The organism is Brevundimonas variabilis (genome assembly GCF_014199945.1).
Classification (GTDB): domain Bacteria; phylum Pseudomonadota; class Alphaproteobacteria; order Caulobacterales; family Caulobacteraceae; genus Brevundimonas; species Brevundimonas variabilis.
Genome location: NZ_JACHOR010000001.1, coordinates 870,859 through 885,124 on the forward strand (window position 1 = coordinate 870,859; position 14,266 = coordinate 885,124).

A 14,266-nucleotide genomic window follows, 5' to 3' on the forward strand; every position below is an offset into this window, starting at 1 on the left:
CATGAAGGTCAATATCGAGATCGAATGCGAGCCGGCCGAAGCGCGAGCCTTCCTTGGCCTGCCGAACGTAGAGCCGTTGAACGATCACCTGGTCGCGGAAATGAAGCGGCGGATGGACGAGAACATGGCGCTCATGCAGCCGGAAGAACTGCTGAAGAACTGGACCAGTTTTGGTCTTCAGGCGCAGGACCAGTTTCGGCGTCTGATGGAAATGGCGGCGACCTCGACGAAGCCCTGAGACTCGCCGGATCCATCGGAGCGTTGATGCCACCCTGGCATCCGTTGCAGTGCCCGGCATGACGGAGACGATCTTCGCCCTCGCCACGCCCCCCGGTCGGGGTGCCATTGCCGTGATCCGGGTGTCGGGCCCCGGTTCGGCGGACGCCTTGGGCGCATTGGGTGTCAGGTCCATCGCGCCCCGGCAGGCGGCGCTCAGGACCTTGAGGCATGCGGGCCGAATTCTGGACCAGGCGCTTGTGCTGCGGTTCACCGCACCGAACAGTTATACCGGCGAGGACAGTGCGGAACTCCACTTGCACGGCGGTCGGGCGGTCATCGAAGGTGTGGTGGACGCATTGAGCGCGCTTGGGCTCCGTCCTGCCGAACCCGGAGAGTTCACGCGACGGGCTTTTGAAAATGGCCAGATGGATCTCGCCCAGGCCGAGGCCGTGGCGGATCTGATCGACTCCGAGACCGCTGCACAGGCCTCTCAGGCCCTGGGGCAACTGGGCGGCACCCTTTCTCAGGCCTATGCCGGGTTTCGGCGGGACCTACTGACGGCGCTGGCGCTGGTCGAGGCCGAGATTGATTTTGCGGATGAGGACATCCCCGACCAACTGGCCCGGGCGGCCGGGCCGATCCTCGACAGGCTTGCCCGGGACCTGAACGTGGCCCTGTCCGATGCCGATCGCGGCCAACGGGTGCGTGAAGGGTACCGGATTGTCCTGATCGGGGAAACGAACGCGGGCAAGAGCACGCTGTTCAATGCTCTTGTAGCGCGCGAAGCGGCCATTGTGACCCCGATCGCCGGGACAACACGGGACGTCCTCGATGCCGAGCTGGTCATCGGCGGCTTTGCCGTAACCCTGTCCGATACGGCTGGGCTGCGCGAGAGCGATGATCCCATCGAGGCTGAGGGCATCCGCCGAGCCAGGATGCGAGCGAAGGACGCGGACCTCAGGATCTGGGTTCGGGCTCCAGGTGACGATGGGGGAGCGGCCGCAGAGTTCATTCGGCCGACGGACCTCGTCATCCTGAGCAAGGGTGATCTCGGACGTGCGACACCTCCCGAGGACATGATGGCCATCGCCACAAGCACCTCCGAAGGGACGGGCCTCGCTGAGGTTCGGGCGTGGATCGAGCGTCGGATATCCGAAGATCTGTCCGGCGCAGACTTTCCAGCCGTCACGCGCGAGCGGCACAGGCGACGGCTCACGGAAGCCCTTGGGTCGGTGGAGGCGGCGCGCTTTGCCCTTTCTACGGCACCCGAGATGGCTGGTGACGATTTGCGGCGGGCAGCAGAGGCTCTGGGCCGCGTCACTGGGGCCATTGGCGTGGAAGACATTCTCGGCGAGGTCTTCGCGACGTTCTGCATCGGGAAATAGTCGCGCCCGCGCGGTCACGTGTTTCCCGTGAAACATCGATGGCGTGGAAATCTTCCCGCCTTTCGACTATGACCCCCCGATGCAATCTCCCCAGGCCTTTGATGTCATCGTGATCGGCGGCGGCCACGCCGGCTGCGAAGCTGCAGCTTCTTCGGCCCGTGCCGGTGCACGAACGCTTCTCCTGACGCAGACGCTCGAGACCGTGGGCGAGATGTCCTGCAATCCCGCTATCGGTGGTTTGGGCAAGGGCCACCTCGTGCGGGAGATCGATGCCATGGACGGCATCATGGGTCGGCTTGCGGATCAGTCCGGTATCCAGTTCCGACTGCTGAACCGCTCCAAGGGGGCAGCCGTCCGCGGTCCCCGCAGCCAGATCGATCGCCGACTGTACCGTGAGGCGATGCAGGCCGAGTTGGCGCAGACACCCAATCTGACCCTGATGGCGGGGACAGCCGAGGGTCTGGTCTTGTCCGGCGATCGGGTTTCTGGGGTAACGACCGGAGACGGAAAAATCCTGCGAGCGGCGGCCGTCGTCCTGACGACGGGCACGTTCCTCAACGGTGTGATCCACCGGGGGGATGAGCGCACGCCTGCGGGTCGGCACGGCGAGGCACCGTCGACCGGGATGGCCTCCGACCTCTATGGAGCCGGGCTCGGCATGGGTCGGCTCAAGACAGGCACGCCGGCGCGGCTGGATGGCCGGACGATTTCCTGGGACCAGCTGGAGATGCAGGCCGCCGACGCCGAGCCGGTCCCTTTCAGCTTCCTGACCGATCGCATTGATGTGCCCCAGATTGCCTGTGGAATCACGGCGACCAATGCGGAAACCCATCGGATCATCGCAGAGAATATTGGCGAGAGCGCCGTCTATGGCGGGCATTTGACCGGCAAGGGTCCGCGCTACTGTCCTTCGATCGAGGACAAGGTTGTCCGCTTTGCCGACAAGACCTCACACCAGGTGTTTCTGGAGCCCGAGGGGCTGGATGATCCAACGGTCTATCCCAATGGGATTTCGACCTCGGTGTCCGCAGAGACCCAGATGGCCTTCCTCCGCACCATGCCGGGCCTTGGGGCGGTCGAGGTTTTCCGATTCGGCTACGCGATCGAGTACGACTACGTCGATCCGCGCGAACTGACCCTTGCTCTGGAGGTCAAGAAGCGTCCCGGGCTTTATCTCGCGGGCCAGATCAACGGCACGACGGGCTACGAGGAGGCCGCGGCACAAGGCCTGATGGCCGGACTCAATGCCGCCCGGGCCGCAGCGGGCATGGACCCGATCATCCTCAGACGCGATCAGGCGTATATCGGCGTGATGATCGACGATCTGGTCACACGTGGTGTGACCGAGCCCTACCGGGTGTTTACCAGCCGCGCGGAATACCGACTGATCCTGCGCGCGGACAATGCGGATCAGCGGTTGACGCCCCTGGCATCGACCGCCGGGATCGTCTCGCCCGAGCGGCAGGCGCGGTTTGCGAAAAAAGCCACCCAACTTGCCGCGGCCGCCACGCTTGTGCGCGAGACGCGTTTCACGCCCAAGGAGGCCGCCGCGCTGGGCATACCCGTCAATGCAGATGGTCAGCGGCGCTCCATGCGGGACCTTCTGGCCTATCCGGACGTGGATCTCAGGACCTTTTTGCCCGCCTATCCGGTGATCCAAACCTGGGCTGCGGATGTTCGTGAGCAGGTGGAAATCGACGCTGGGTATGCGGGCTATCTCGATCGCCAGACGGCCGATGCCGAGGGGTTGCGGCGCGAGGAAGATCTGCAACTCCCGCAGGACCTCGACTTCACGCGGATTGGAGGGCTGTCGAACGAGGCCCGTGAGAAGCTCGCCCTGGTCAGGCCTTCGACGCTTGGACAGGCGGGCAGGATTGAAGGGATCACGCCGGGGGCCCTGACAGCCTTGCTGGCGCATGTGAAGCGGAACCGACCGACGGCGGTCGCTGCCTGATGTCGCTCGACGACGCAAAGGCAGCGTTCCAGACAGAGAGCGGCACGTCCCCCGCCCAGATGGCGGATCTTCAGGCCCTTCTGGAGCGGCTCACAGAAACGAATGCGGTGATGAATCTGGTGGGACCCGACAGTCTGCCTGAGTACTGGACGCGCCATGTCCTCGACTCGGCGCAGCTTCTCGATCACGCACCGGCCGCCCGGACGTGGGCCGATCTGGGGGCGGGAGCCGGTTTCCCGGGTCTGGTTCTCGCGATCCTGCTGAAGGGTCAGCCCGATGCTCACATCTGGCTGATCGACAGTCTTGGGAAACGATGCCGGTTTCTGCAGGGGATTGTCGACCTTCTGTCCCTGCCGGCCACCGTGATTCATGGGCGGGCGGAGGACCAGAAGCTTCGGGTCGACATCGTTACAGCCCGGGCGCTCGCGCCTATGGATAAGTTGCTGGGTTACGCACAGCCGTATTTTACACGGGGCGCGCAGGGGCTGTTCCTCAAGGGTGAAAAAGCCGAAATGGAACTGCAGACGGCCTGGGCCTCCTGGTCGTTTGAGGCTGATCTTTCCATTTCGCGCAGCGACCCGCGTGGGCGCATCGTGTCCGTCCGGAGCCTTCATGCCCGCTGAGAAGCCCACACGCATTCTTGCCGTCTCCAACCAGAAGGGCGGAGTGGGAAAGACGACGACGGCGATCAACCTCGGCACTGCCCTGGCCGCCATCGGCGAGCGTGTCCTGCTGGTCGATATGGATCCCCAAGGTAATGCCTCGACAGGTTTGGGTGTTCCACGTGAAACACGTCGTATCACCATCTACGACGTCATCGTCGATGGGCGTTCCGTGGATGATGCCGCCGTCGAAACAGCCGTACCCGGCCTTCATATCATTCCCGCAGATGCCGATATGTCCGGCGTCGAAATCGAGCTCAGTCAGGCGGACAGGCGCTCCTATCGCTTGCGCGACGCCCTGGCCCTTCAGGGCAGCACCGGTAAGCCCCGGTATGACTACGTCCTGATCGATTGCCCGCCGTCGCTCAACCTTCTGACCCTCAATGCCATGAGCGCCGCAGACGGCGTTCTGGTCCCCCTGCAGTGCGAATTCTTTGCGCTGGAAGGCCTGACACAGTTGATGAAGACGATCGACATGGTCCGGCAGAGCCTGAACCCGGCGCTCGAGATCCAGGGTCTTGTTCTGACCATGTATGATCGTCGGAACGCCCTGTCCGGCCAGGTTTCGGCCGATGTTCGCCAGCATTTCGGCGACAAGGTCTACGAGGCCGTAATTCCCCGCAACGTCAGGGTTTCCGAAGCCCCGTCGTTCGGAAAACCTGTCCTGATCTATGATCTGAAATGTACTGGCAGCCAGGCCTATCTGCGGCTTGCCAAGGAAGTGGTCGCGCGCGAACGCCATCGCCGCGCCAAGATTGCCGCCTGAAGGAATACGCATGTCGGAACGTCAAAGAGGTCTGGGTCGCGGTCTTTCGGCGTTGCTTGGAGAACAGGTGGATGCCGCGCCCGTCGTCGCAACCGGATCCATGCCCGCTGGCGTGATGCTGGTTCCGATCGAGACCGTCAAACCCAATCCGGACCAGCCCCGAAAGATCTTCCTGCGAGAGGACCTGGAGGAACTGGCAACCTCGATCCGGGACAAGGGTGTCCTTCAGCCCATCCTTGTCCGGTCGCAGCCCGGCGGTGACGGCACCTGGCAGATCATCGCTGGCGAACGTCGCTGGCGTGCGTCACAGATCGCGCGCCTGACCGAAGTGCCGGTGATCGTCAACGAGATGGACGACCTGGCCGTCTTCGAAGTCGCCATCATCGAGAATGTCCAGCGCGCCGACCTCAATCCTCTCGAGGAAGCGGACGCCTACCGGATGCTGATGGAGCGGTTCGGGCGGACCCAGGACGCGGTTGCCGGCATCGTAGGCAAGTCGCGCAGTCATGTGGCCAATACCCTGCGACTGCTGCAACTGCCTGAAGAGGTGCTGTGGTTCGTCCGGCATGGCAAGCTGAGCGCAGGCCACGCCCGGGCGATGATCACCGCCCCTGATCCCGTCGCCCTCGCCCAGCAGGCCGAACGCGAAGGCCTGAACGTGCGTCAGGTCGAGCGTCTGGCGCGTCAGGCCGCCGAAGGACAGGGCAAGGCGCAGGCTCGCCCGAAGGGTCGCCTCGATGCCGGAACATCGCCCGATATCGCGGCGCTCGAACAGGATCTGGCGGACGCGCTCGGCCTGAAGGTTTCGCTGGTCGATCGGAGCGGGAAGGGGGAGCTGACCCTGTCCTACGCTTCGCTGGAGCAATTGGATGACCTCTGTCACCGGCTGATGAAGCTCTGAGGGCTTTGCTGTGCTAGGGTGCAGGAATGACAGACAAGACCGAAACTGCCGCTGAAGCCCTGAAACGCGTCCTCGCGGCCAAGAAGGCGGCATCGCCCGCCCATTCCGGCATGGGTGGCGGCAAGACCGAGGAGCGTGCGGTTGCGGCCAAAAGCGCTGCGCTGGCCAAGCCCGCGTTTCGTAAGGCCTCGAAACGCGGCTGATCGACGACTGGCGCGCTCAAAGGCCCAGTCTTCGGGCCCTTGCAGAAATCTCCAGGATCAATCGCTCGGCAATCAACTGGTCGGGCATGCCGGTCGTCTTCGTCGCGACGTCGGCCGTGTTCACACTGTCCAGAACGGTGTCGAGATCTTCGAGCCGCCAGGCCCGGGCCTGCCGCAGCATTTCGGTCTCCTGCTTCCAGAATACCCCGGCCGCCTTTGCCGCTTCCTTGGCTCCGGCTCCACTGGCCTGTAGGATATTGATTCGTTTCAGCTTTCCGAGGTGAATCGAGGCCTGGCGAACGGCCATGACCGAAGATTCCCCCTCTGCAAACGCGCGTCTCAGCCCGGCCTGGGCGGGGGCCGCGCGACCCCCGAAGGCCTGGAGCGCGGCATCCTGCAGCGAGGCATCGGGCTCGACTCCGAGATGCTGCTCCAGCTCCTCGACATCGATCGAACGGCCCGATCCGGGACCGATATAGAGGGCCAGCCGCTCGATCTCCTGTCGCATCAAGCCGCGCTCGCGCGGCAGGCGGGACACGAAACGGTCCAGTGCGTCCGATGTCAGCCCGACCTTGTCAGCCGCAAGAGCATCGCGGGTCATGCGCGCGACGTCGCCGGTCTCGTCCTCATAGCAGACGATGGCGGCAGAGCCCTTTCCAGCTTCGGCGGCCTTTCGCAGAGCAGAATCCCGTCCGAGGGCTCCCGCCTCGATCACGAGCATGGCGTCCGGGTTGTAGCCGCCGTCGCCGTGAACCTTCACGGCAGCGGCCAGCATCTTGTCGATCGACAGTTTCTCGGAGGTCAGCCGGATCCGCACCAGTCGCCGGCCCCCGATCATGCTGAGTGCGGTCAAGGCCTCTTCGAGCCTCGCGGGGTCACCGTCGATGTCGCTGTCGGTGAGGGATGAGACATTGAACGGGTCGTTCAGGTCCGGCGTGATGGTCTTGCACAGCATCACGGCACGCTCGGAAACACCGGACCGATCCTTGCCGTGGATGACGACTGCACGGATGCCCGGATCAGGCCGGGCCAGGAAGCGGTCGATCTCGGGACGCTTGGCCAGGATCATCCCGTGCTCACGACGCCGAAAGCGCCCGCAGAATATCGATGCGGATCAGACGCGAAAGCTCCGCTGCTGCCCGATCCTCGCCGTCCTGCTGGGCCGCGATCGCCGCATAGGGCTGATCGGCGGCAGCATAGGTCAGGATGGCGGTCTCGACACCGGAGAGCGGGGCACCACCGGCCACCGGCGTGAGCACCCAGGCCGCCTTGACGGTCAGTTCGTAGCGGGTCGCGGTATCATCGATCCGACGCCCCAGTGGACGGCGGTTCTGCTCGATCTGAGTCTGAAGGCGATAGAGCGGAGCTGTACCGCGATCCCAGCCGAGCGAGTCTTCAAGCTGTTCGCGCAGGCGATAGCCCAGACGATCGTCCTGGGTCTGGACCGCAATCCGGGACAGGGCCGGAGAGCCCGCGGCCGTTCCGTACAGGGGGGTAAAGCCGCACCCGGCCAGCAAGGTTACAGACATGACCGCGCCTGCACGTAAGAGCCCGGTCCATGTCCGCATCATCAGTTGGCCACCAGATTGACGATTCGATCGGTCACGACGATCACCTTGCGAACCGTCAGGCCGTTGGCCGACAGATAGGCCTGAACCTGAGCATTGGCGAGGGCAGCGTCTTCGACGGTCTTCGGATCCGAACCGCGGGGCAGGGTGACCTCGCCACGTCGCTTGCCGCTGATCTGGATGGGCAGGACGATCTCGTCGTCGGCCGCGAGGGCGGGATCCCACTCCGGCCAGGGCGCATCGAGGATAAGCCCGCTGTGACCCAGGGCGGCCCAGCACTCCTCGGCCAGATGGGGTGTAAAGGGGGCAATCAGCCGCGCCAGAGCCGACAGGGCCTCGGTCCGGGCCGCGCTGCCGGCCTGTTCGTGATCCCGGACGGTGGCGACGAAGGCATACAGTTTGGCAATGGCCGAGTTGAAACGGAAACCGGCCACACCTTCGGTCACGGCCTTGATGGCCTTGTGGGTTTCCCGGATCAGGGCTGTGTCGATGTCCGGGTTTGCCGGCGCCGAGGCCTCGAACCCGTCGAACAGGGCCCAGACGCGCTGGACGAAACGGCTGGCGCCCTCGACGCCCCCGGGCGTCCACTGCACGTCGCGCTCGGGCGGGCTGTCGGAAAGCACGAACAGGCGACCGGCGTCCACACCGTGGGTCGACAGGATTTCCTGCGGGGCCACGACGTTCTTCTTGGACTTCGACATCTTCTCGATGTCTCCGATCACCAGGGTTTCCCCCGTGGACAGCTGGCGGGCGCTCCGCTTGCCGGCATCGTTCGTCAGATCGACGTCCGTGGGTTCGACCCACTGGCCGTCCGCACGGCGATAGGTTTCGTGAACCACCATCCCCTGGGTGAACAGACCGGCGAAAGGCTCGCGGACGGACATCAGCCCGGCATCGGACAGGGCGCGGCTGATGAAGCGGGCATACAGCAGGTGCAGCACGGCATGCTCGACCCCGCCGATATACTGGTCGACGGGCAGCCAGCGATCGGCGGCAGCGGAATTGATGGGCGTCGCTGATGTCGGATCGGTGAAACGCGCGAAATACCAGCTCGAATCCACGAAGGTATCCAGCGTGTCTGTCTCCCGGACCGCGTCCGTGTCGCACGTCGGGCATCTGACGTGTTTCCAGGTCGGGTGCCGGGCCAGGGGGTTGCCCGGCACGTCAAAGGTCACGTCCTCGGGCAGGACGACCGGCAGCTGATCGCCCGGGACCTCCTGTGGCCCACATTTCGGGCAGTGGATGATCGGGATCGGGCAACCCCAGTACCTTTGACGGCTGACGCCCCAGTCGCGCAGGCGATAGATGGTGGCCCCGACACCCTGTTCGGCGGCCTCCAGTCGGCGGATGGCCTCGGCCTTGGCGTCCTCGATCGACAGACCGTCCAGGAATTCCGAATGGAAGGCGGTGCCGGGTCCGACATAGGCTTCGGTCCCGACCTCGAAGGTCTCGTCGGCCCCTTCGGGTCTGACGACGGGGATGACGGGCAGGTCGTATTTGCGGGCGAAGTCCAGGTCGCGCTGGTCATGGGCCGGGCAGCCGAAGATGGCCCCCGAGCCATAGGTCGACAGCACGAAATTGGCGCTCCAGACCGGGAGGGTCCGCGCCGGATCGAACGGATGGCGAACGCGCATGCCCAGATCGACACCGTGCTTTTCTGCCTTCTCGATCTCGGCCTCGCTGGTCCCGAGGCTGGCGCAGGCCTCCATGAACGCCGCCACCTTCGGCTCTTGGGCGGCGATGGTCTTCGTCAGGGGATGATCCGGCGCGAGCGCAATGAAACTGGCTCCGAACAGGGTGTCGGGGCGGGTCGTATAGACCTCGATCGGATCGCGCGCGTGATTGGGCTCGCCTTCAGGCGAAGCGGAAAGATAGGCCGGTGCCTCGGCGATGTCCCACCAGACGGTGGCACCGCGGCTCTTGCCGATCCAGTTTTCCTGCATCAGCCGGACCTTGTCGGGCCAGCGGCCTTCCAATTCCTTGAGCCCGTCGATCAGGTCGTCCGCATAGTCGGTGATCCGCAGGAACCACTGGTTCAGCTTGCGCTTCTCGACCGGGGCCCCGGATCGCCAGCCCTTGCCGTCGATGACCTGTTCATTGGCCAAGACGGTGTTGTCCACCGGGTCCCAGTTGACGACCCCGTCCTTGCGATAGACCAGGCCGCGCCGGTACAGCTCCAGGAACCAGGCCTGCTGCTGGCCATAGTATTCCGGGTCGCAGGTGGCGAACTCGCGCGACCAGTCCAGCGAGAGACCCAGCAGCTTCAGCTGCTCGCGCATGTTGGCAATATTGTCGTAGGTCCAGCCCTTGGGGTGGATGCCGCGCTCCATGGCAGCGTTCTCGGCCGGCATGCCAAAGGCGTCCCAGCCCATCGGATGCAGGACGTCAAAGCCTTGGGCGCGTTTGGAACGCGCCACCACATCGCCCATTACATAGTTGCGGGCGTGGCCCATGTGGATGTTGCCGGACGGGTAGGGAAACATCTCGAGGACGTAGTATTTCGGACGTCCCGTATCCTTCGTCACAAAGGCGTCGGCATCCGCCCAGCGGGCCTGCTGGCGAGGTTCGGCGGTCTTGGGTTCGTAACGAGCCACGGCGGTACTTTCTTGGCGCTGATGCCCTTCGGGCTACTTGAGCGCGGGCCTGGCGCCAAGGCCAGCGTCAGTGGTTTGGAGCGGTCAGACGATGACCGGCCGCCGCAGGGGCGGCCTGGCCACCTAGCCGGCGTTGGACAGATTCAGCTGGCGAGCACGGGTCAGGATGGCATTCTCCAGATCCGTCTCGGTCTGGGCAGCCACCGGTGCTGCCGTCCAGCCCCCTGTCGCGTCCCGCATTTCCTTGGTGACCGTCACGTTCAGGGCGTCGGCGCGAAGGCGGGTATCCAGGATGAAGACGGTTGCCTTGAAGCGCTCGTTCGGCGTCTGGGGGTTGGTATACCAGTCGTAATTGATCACCCCGCCCCAGGGGTCGGCGGTCGTCAGCGGCATGAAGCTGAGTGTGTCGAGTGTGGCACGCCAGAGGTAACCATTCACGCCGATGCCCTGCTGGACGTCGACCTTGCGGGCCTCGTCGCGTCCGCCAACGAACGGCAGGCTGCTGCAGGCCGAAAGCATCAGACCGGATGCGATGGTGAGGATCGCAACACCGCGAACTGACGCACTCTTGAGGGCCATCTTGGAATTCTCCGTATCCATTCGGGACGCGCACCTCACACATGCCGCCGTGCTTCGGGCACGGTTATCGATGCGCGAGCGTATACGCCGCATAAACCCTATAACACGGTGAAAAGGGGCGATGACAAGGCGAAGCATGATGCAGGTGCCCTTGTCAGGTCTTCATACCGGAACGGTGTGATGCGGCCTCGCAAGCCGCCCGACCGTCATGAGAGCATTTTCGCCCCAATCCCGTGACGCCTGCGCCACAGGCAACGCGCAGAGTCGAAGGAACCGGGGTCAGCGGACGACGTTGCGTTGACCTCGCGATCGATGGGTGTCTTATCGCTGTGTTCATCGGTGCATACACCGGGTTGGGTATTGAGGCAGGGCCGGAAGGGTCTGCGAAGGGTTGGAAATGACGTTGCGTCTCCACATCGCCGGACTGATCGGGGCGGTTGCCCTGACGGGCGTGGCTGCTGAAGCCTCCGCCCAGACGACGCGCGCGCGTGCGCCTGTCATTTCGCTGTCCGAAGCCTCTGCCGCCCAACGCAATGCTGCCGTGCCCCAGACCCCACGTCGCGGGTTGCGCTGGAACGAGAACGGGCGTTGGGGTCTCAACTTCAACGCCAACGAGCCGGTCGGACGCGACGCCGACTGGGGCGACGTCGAAGCCGGAGCCTATTACCGACTGAACCCGCGCCTCAGCGTCGGAGCCGCCGCCGGTCTGGGACGCGTCGAACAGGATCCCGCCCGCGCACCGGAAACAGAACGCCGCGCGCAACCGCGTATCCGGCTGGAATCCATCTTCAAATTCTGACCGGGTTCGGGCTGAAGGCTCTGGCGAAGGCACCGATTCCGGCCATGCCACAGGCACCGCTGTCGATCAGGCTTTCGCCGGCGTCCGCGTCGATCCCTCCAAGCGCATAGACGGGTGCTGCAGACAGTCGGCAGGCCTCGACCAGGCGCTGCAGACCGAGCGGTGGTTTCGTTGCGGAGGCTCCACCGGCCTGAAAGATGGGCGACAGGACCACGGCATCCAGATCGCGAGCCGTTGCGGCCGCCTCCAGTGAATGAGCCGCGCCGGTGATCAGCCAGTCGGGTCGACGACCACCCAGGGCATAGGCGGCCGACAGGGCCCGCTCGGGCAGATGCACGCCATCAGCGCCAACGCCATCCGCCAGGTCTGCATCCTGTCCGATCAAAAGCACGACCCCGCGTTCTCGCGTAATGGCCCTCAGACGGGAGGCGACCTCGAAGGACTCCGGAGCCCCGAAGGCCCTGTAGACCAGCCCCGCCCCTGCAGGCAGACACGACGCCACCTCCCACGGTCGGGACAGGCGTTCCGAATCGGTAAAGAGCAGCAGCGGCGGCAGCGCGGCCTTGCGCCACGCGCCGGATGCCCTGACATCCAGAGCGGCGCGCGATAGAGCGTGGGCCTTCATCTGCCGGGCGGCGTTCCAAAGCCGCCGTGCGTCGCTGGACAGGATCATGACCCTCTCATCCACCGCTTCTGCTGACGCGTCCATATCCGAGCGCTTCGCCGCAGTGCGTGCCAGCATCGAGACAGCCGCGCATGCTGTCGGACGCGATCCCGCGTCGGTGACCCTGGTGGCGGTGTCGAAAACCCAGGAGCCTGTCGCGATCGATGCCGCTCTGGCGACAGGTCAGAGAATATTCGGCGAAAACCGGGTTCAGGAGGCGCAGGGCCGCTGGACCCCGCGCCTTGGCGATTTGCCAGGCCTGCAACTGCGCCTGATCGGACCGCTTCAGACCAACAAGGCTGCGGACGCCGTCGCCCTTTTCGATGTCATCGAGACGCTCGACCGGCCCAAACTGGCCCGTGCTCTTGCCGAGGCCATCCAGAGGACGGGTCGCGACCCCTCGGTCCTGATCCAGGTCAACACGGGGGCCGAGCCCCAGAAGGCCGGGGTCCTGATGGCGGATCTGTCGGGCCTGCTGACGCTGGCGCGAAACGTCCTTGGGCTCCGGGTCGAGGGACTGATGGCCATTCCGCCCGTCGACGAGCCGGCGGCCCCCCATTTCCAGCGACTTCGCCGCCTTGCCGCCGATGAGGGTCTCAGCGTTCTCTCGATGGGCATGAGCAGCGACTATGCTGCGGCGATTGCCGAGGGCGCGACGCACGTCCGCGTTGGATCCGCGCTGTTCGGGGAACGAAAAGCTTGGCAGGGGCCTCTATAAGGCCCAGCCCGGCACGTTTTTTCGGGCGCGCGCCTTGGCGCGGAGCCCAAGCCCCATCATTCTGTACCCATGGCCACTTCCAAGACAATCCTGATCATCGATGACGATGACGACCTGCGTGAAGCCCTGGCAGAGCAACTGGCGCTGCACGAGGAGTTTCGCCCGGTGCAGGCTGCGACGGCGACCGAGGGGCTCAGGCTGGGCCGGGAGATCCGGGCCGAGCTGATCCTGCTCGACGTCGATCTGCCCGACATGGATGGTCGCGAGGCGTGTCGCCTGCTCCGTCAGTCGGGGATCACCACGCCCGTCATCATGCTGACCGGACAGGGATCGGATGCCGACACGGTTCTGGGGCTCGATGCGGGGGCCAACGATTATGTGACCAAACCCTTCCGGTTCGCCGTCCTGCTGGCCCGCATCCGTGCGCACCTGCGCAGTCACGAACAGTCAGAGGACGCGGTCTTCCAGATCGGCCCCTATGAGTTCCGGCCGGCCACCAAGTCGCTCGCCGACGAAAAGGGCAAACGGGTCCGGCTGACGGAAAAGGAAACCAGCATCCTCAAATACCTTTTCCGCTCCGGCGGAAAGGCGGTGTCGCGCGAGGAACTGCTGACCGAGGTCTGGGGCTACAATGCCGGTGTGACGACCCATACCCTGGAGACCCACATCTATCGTCTCCGCCAGAAGATCGAGCTGGAGCCGGGGCAGGCGCGCCTGCTGCTGACCGATGCCGGGGGATACCGGCTTCAGGCCTGATCGAGGACTACGGAGCGAGACGCGATCGGCTTCGTTGCGGCGCTATTCGACGACGTTGAAGCGGCGGCTGTCGAAGACGCGCAGGACCTGTGCCAGATCGCGACCGCGTTTCAGGACGATGCCGCCCTCGCCGATCACGGCCCACTGACCCTGCCGCGCCTGCAGCGCCGGGCGTTTTTCGATCCGGTAGGCCGGTGCATCGCCGTGACGGCGGAAGACCGCGAACTCTGCGAGGTCCTTGTGACCGACCATCGCATAGTCGCGCCACTCGCCCTGGGCGACCATCCGCCCGTAGACCCGCAGGATCAGGTCCAGGTCGCGGCGATCAAAGAAGATCGGACCCGCAAGGGGTAAGGGGCCTGCGGGTGAGGAAGGGTCCATCGACATCGTGGCCAAAACCTAGGCGCGCTGTGAAAAATAGCCAGCCAATAGCCAGCCTCCGGTCGAAATTGATCACGACACGAAATGGCCCCGTTTCGGTCCTTTGCCCGCCCGGTT

At 64.8% G+C, this 14,266-nt stretch carries 16 protein-coding genes; 10 read left to right on the forward strand and 6 right to left on the reverse strand.

Annotated features, from left to right (window positions below; all coding sequences use genetic code 11):
• Nucleotide 1 precedes the first annotated feature (1 nt).
• The 7 genes from GGR13_RS04205 (at nt 2) to GGR13_RS04235 (ending at nt 6,090) form a co-directional block, all read left to right on the forward strand.
• The gene (locus GGR13_RS04205; protein WP_183212168.1) at nt 2-238 is read left to right on the forward strand and encodes a DUF6489 family protein; all 237 of its coding nucleotides are present in this window, start codon (nt 2-4) and stop codon (nt 236-238) included.
• 58 nt (nt 239-296) lie between these two features.
• Entirely contained in the window at nt 297-1,604 is a 1,308-nt protein-coding gene (gene mnmE, locus GGR13_RS04210; protein WP_183212169.1) for a tRNA uridine-5-carboxymethylaminomethyl(34) synthesis GTPase MnmE, read from the forward strand.
• Between the two features lie 79 nt (nt 1,605-1,683).
• Entirely contained in the window at nt 1,684-3,558 is a 1,875-nt protein-coding gene (mnmG, locus tag GGR13_RS04215) for a tRNA uridine-5-carboxymethylaminomethyl(34) synthesis enzyme MnmG (RefSeq protein ID WP_183212170.1), read from the forward strand.
• Nucleotides 3,558-4,181, forward strand: coding sequence for a 16S rRNA (guanine(527)-N(7))-methyltransferase RsmG (gene rsmG, locus GGR13_RS04220; protein WP_221230389.1), 624 nt, complete (start codon nt 3,558-3,560; stop codon nt 4,179-4,181). Before mnmG ends, rsmG begins: the two co-directional genes overlap by 1 nt.
• The gene (locus tag GGR13_RS04225; protein ID WP_183212171.1) at nt 4,171-4,986 is read left to right on the forward strand and encodes a ParA family protein; all 816 of its coding nucleotides are present in this window, start codon (nt 4,171-4,173) and stop codon (nt 4,984-4,986) included. Before rsmG ends, GGR13_RS04225 begins: the two co-directional genes overlap by 11 nt.
• Before the next feature lie 10 nt (nt 4,987-4,996).
• Nucleotides 4,997-5,887 (forward strand): ParB/RepB/Spo0J family partition protein, encoded by an 891-nt coding sequence (locus GGR13_RS04230; protein WP_183212172.1) that lies wholly within the window; start codon nt 4,997-4,999, stop codon nt 5,885-5,887.
• Nucleotides 5,888-5,913: 26 nt separating this feature from the next.
• Entirely contained in the window at nt 5,914-6,090 is a 177-nt protein-coding gene (locus GGR13_RS04235; protein ID WP_183212173.1) for a hypothetical protein, read from the forward strand.
• Between the two features lie 16 nt (nt 6,091-6,106).
• Here GGR13_RS04235 and holA read toward each other — a convergent pair whose 3' ends face one another.
• The 4 genes from holA to GGR13_RS04255 form a co-directional block, all read right to left on the reverse strand.
• Complete coding sequence (holA, locus tag GGR13_RS04240) at nt 6,107-7,159, reverse strand: DNA polymerase III subunit delta (RefSeq protein ID WP_183212174.1); 1,053 nt, start codon at nt 7,157-7,159, stop codon at nt 6,107-6,109.
• Between the two features lie 7 nt (nt 7,160-7,166).
• Nucleotides 7,167-7,619, reverse strand: a complete 453-nt coding sequence (gene lptE, locus GGR13_RS04245) for an LPS assembly lipoprotein LptE (protein ID WP_246347656.1) — start codon at nt 7,617-7,619, stop codon at nt 7,167-7,169.
• 41 nt (nt 7,620-7,660) lie between these two features.
• Complete coding sequence (leuS, locus tag GGR13_RS04250; RefSeq protein ID WP_183212175.1) at nt 7,661-10,252, reverse strand: leucine--tRNA ligase; 2,592 nt, start codon at nt 10,250-10,252, stop codon at nt 7,661-7,663.
• A gap of 123 nt (nt 10,253-10,375) precedes the next feature.
• A complete protein-coding gene (locus GGR13_RS04255; protein WP_183212176.1) occupies nt 10,376-10,831 on the reverse strand; it encodes a DUF3576 domain-containing protein in 456 nt (151 codons plus the stop codon).
• A gap of 397 nt (nt 10,832-11,228) precedes the next feature.
• Between GGR13_RS04255 and GGR13_RS04260 the strand changes: the two genes are divergently transcribed.
• Entirely contained in the window at nt 11,229-11,630 is a 402-nt protein-coding gene (locus GGR13_RS04260; protein WP_183212177.1) for an NtrZ family periplasmic regulatory protein, read from the forward strand.
• On the opposite strand, the gene GGR13_RS04265 is transcribed toward GGR13_RS04260, so the two are convergent.
• On the reverse strand, nt 11,620-12,303 hold the full coding sequence (locus GGR13_RS04265; RefSeq protein WP_246347657.1) for a thiamine phosphate synthase: 684 nt from the start codon (nt 12,301-12,303) through the stop codon (nt 11,620-11,622). The two genes, GGR13_RS04260 and GGR13_RS04265, sit on opposite strands and share 11 nt — an antisense overlap.
• Here GGR13_RS04265 and GGR13_RS04270 point away from each other — a divergent pair.
• Nucleotides 12,302-13,012: a YggS family pyridoxal phosphate-dependent enzyme gene (locus tag GGR13_RS04270; protein WP_183212179.1), complete on the forward strand. Its 711-nt coding sequence runs from the start codon at nt 12,302-12,304 to the stop codon at nt 13,010-13,012. The two genes, GGR13_RS04265 and GGR13_RS04270, sit on opposite strands and share 2 nt — an antisense overlap.
• 69 nt (nt 13,013-13,081) lie before the next feature.
• Nucleotides 13,082-13,768 (forward strand): response regulator transcription factor, encoded by a 687-nt coding sequence (locus tag GGR13_RS04275; protein ID WP_183212180.1) that lies wholly within the window; start codon nt 13,082-13,084, stop codon nt 13,766-13,768.
• 42 nt (nt 13,769-13,810) lie between these two features.
• Here GGR13_RS04275 and GGR13_RS04280 read toward each other — a convergent pair whose 3' ends face one another.
• Nucleotides 13,811-14,155, reverse strand: a complete 345-nt coding sequence (locus GGR13_RS04280) for a DUF2794 domain-containing protein (protein WP_183212181.1) — start codon at nt 14,153-14,155, stop codon at nt 13,811-13,813.
• Nucleotides 14,156-14,266: the final 111 nt, after the last annotated feature.

Bases quoted from the DNA above. Each gene is read 5' to 3' on its own strand.
- mnmE (WP_183212169.1), top strand. From the start codon at position 297: ATGACGGAGACGATCTTCGCCCTCGCCACGCCCCCCGGTCGGGGTGCC.
- mnmG (WP_183212170.1), top strand. From the start codon at position 1,684: ATGCAATCTCCCCAGGCCTTTGATGTCATCGTGATCGGCGGCGGCCAC.
- GGR13_RS04270 (WP_183212179.1), top strand. From the start codon at position 12,302: ATGACCCTCTCATCCACCGCTTCTGCTGACGCGTCCATATCCGAGCGC.
- lptE (WP_246347656.1), bottom strand. From the start codon at position 7,619: ATGTCTGTAACCTTGCTGGCCGGGTGCGGCTTTACCCCCCTGTACGGA.
- GGR13_RS04230 (WP_183212172.1), top strand. From the start codon at position 4,997: ATGTCGGAACGTCAAAGAGGTCTGGGTCGCGGTCTTTCGGCGTTGCTT.
- holA (WP_183212174.1), bottom strand. From the start codon at position 7,159: ATGATCCTGGCCAAGCGTCCCGAGATCGACCGCTTCCTGGCCCGGCCT.
- GGR13_RS04260 (WP_183212177.1), top strand. From the start codon at position 11,229: ATGACGTTGCGTCTCCACATCGCCGGACTGATCGGGGCGGTTGCCCTG.
- GGR13_RS04255 (WP_183212176.1), bottom strand. From the start codon at position 10,831: ATGGCCCTCAAGAGTGCGTCAGTTCGCGGTGTTGCGATCCTCACCATC.
- GGR13_RS04280 (WP_183212181.1), bottom strand. From the start codon at position 14,155: ATGTCGATGGACCCTTCCTCACCCGCAGGCCCCTTACCCCTTGCGGGT.
- rsmG (WP_221230389.1), top strand. From the start codon at position 3,558: ATGTCGCTCGACGACGCAAAGGCAGCGTTCCAGACAGAGAGCGGCACG.
- GGR13_RS04205 (WP_183212168.1), top strand. From the start codon at position 2: ATGAAGGTCAATATCGAGATCGAATGCGAGCCGGCCGAAGCGCGAGCC.
- GGR13_RS04225 (WP_183212171.1), top strand. From the start codon at position 4,171: ATGCCCGCTGAGAAGCCCACACGCATTCTTGCCGTCTCCAACCAGAAG.
- GGR13_RS04235 (WP_183212173.1), top strand. From the start codon at position 5,914: ATGACAGACAAGACCGAAACTGCCGCTGAAGCCCTGAAACGCGTCCTC.
- GGR13_RS04265 (WP_246347657.1), bottom strand. From the start codon at position 12,303: ATGATCCTGTCCAGCGACGCACGGCGGCTTTGGAACGCCGCCCGGCAG.
- GGR13_RS04275 (WP_183212180.1), top strand. From the start codon at position 13,082: ATGGCCACTTCCAAGACAATCCTGATCATCGATGACGATGACGACCTG.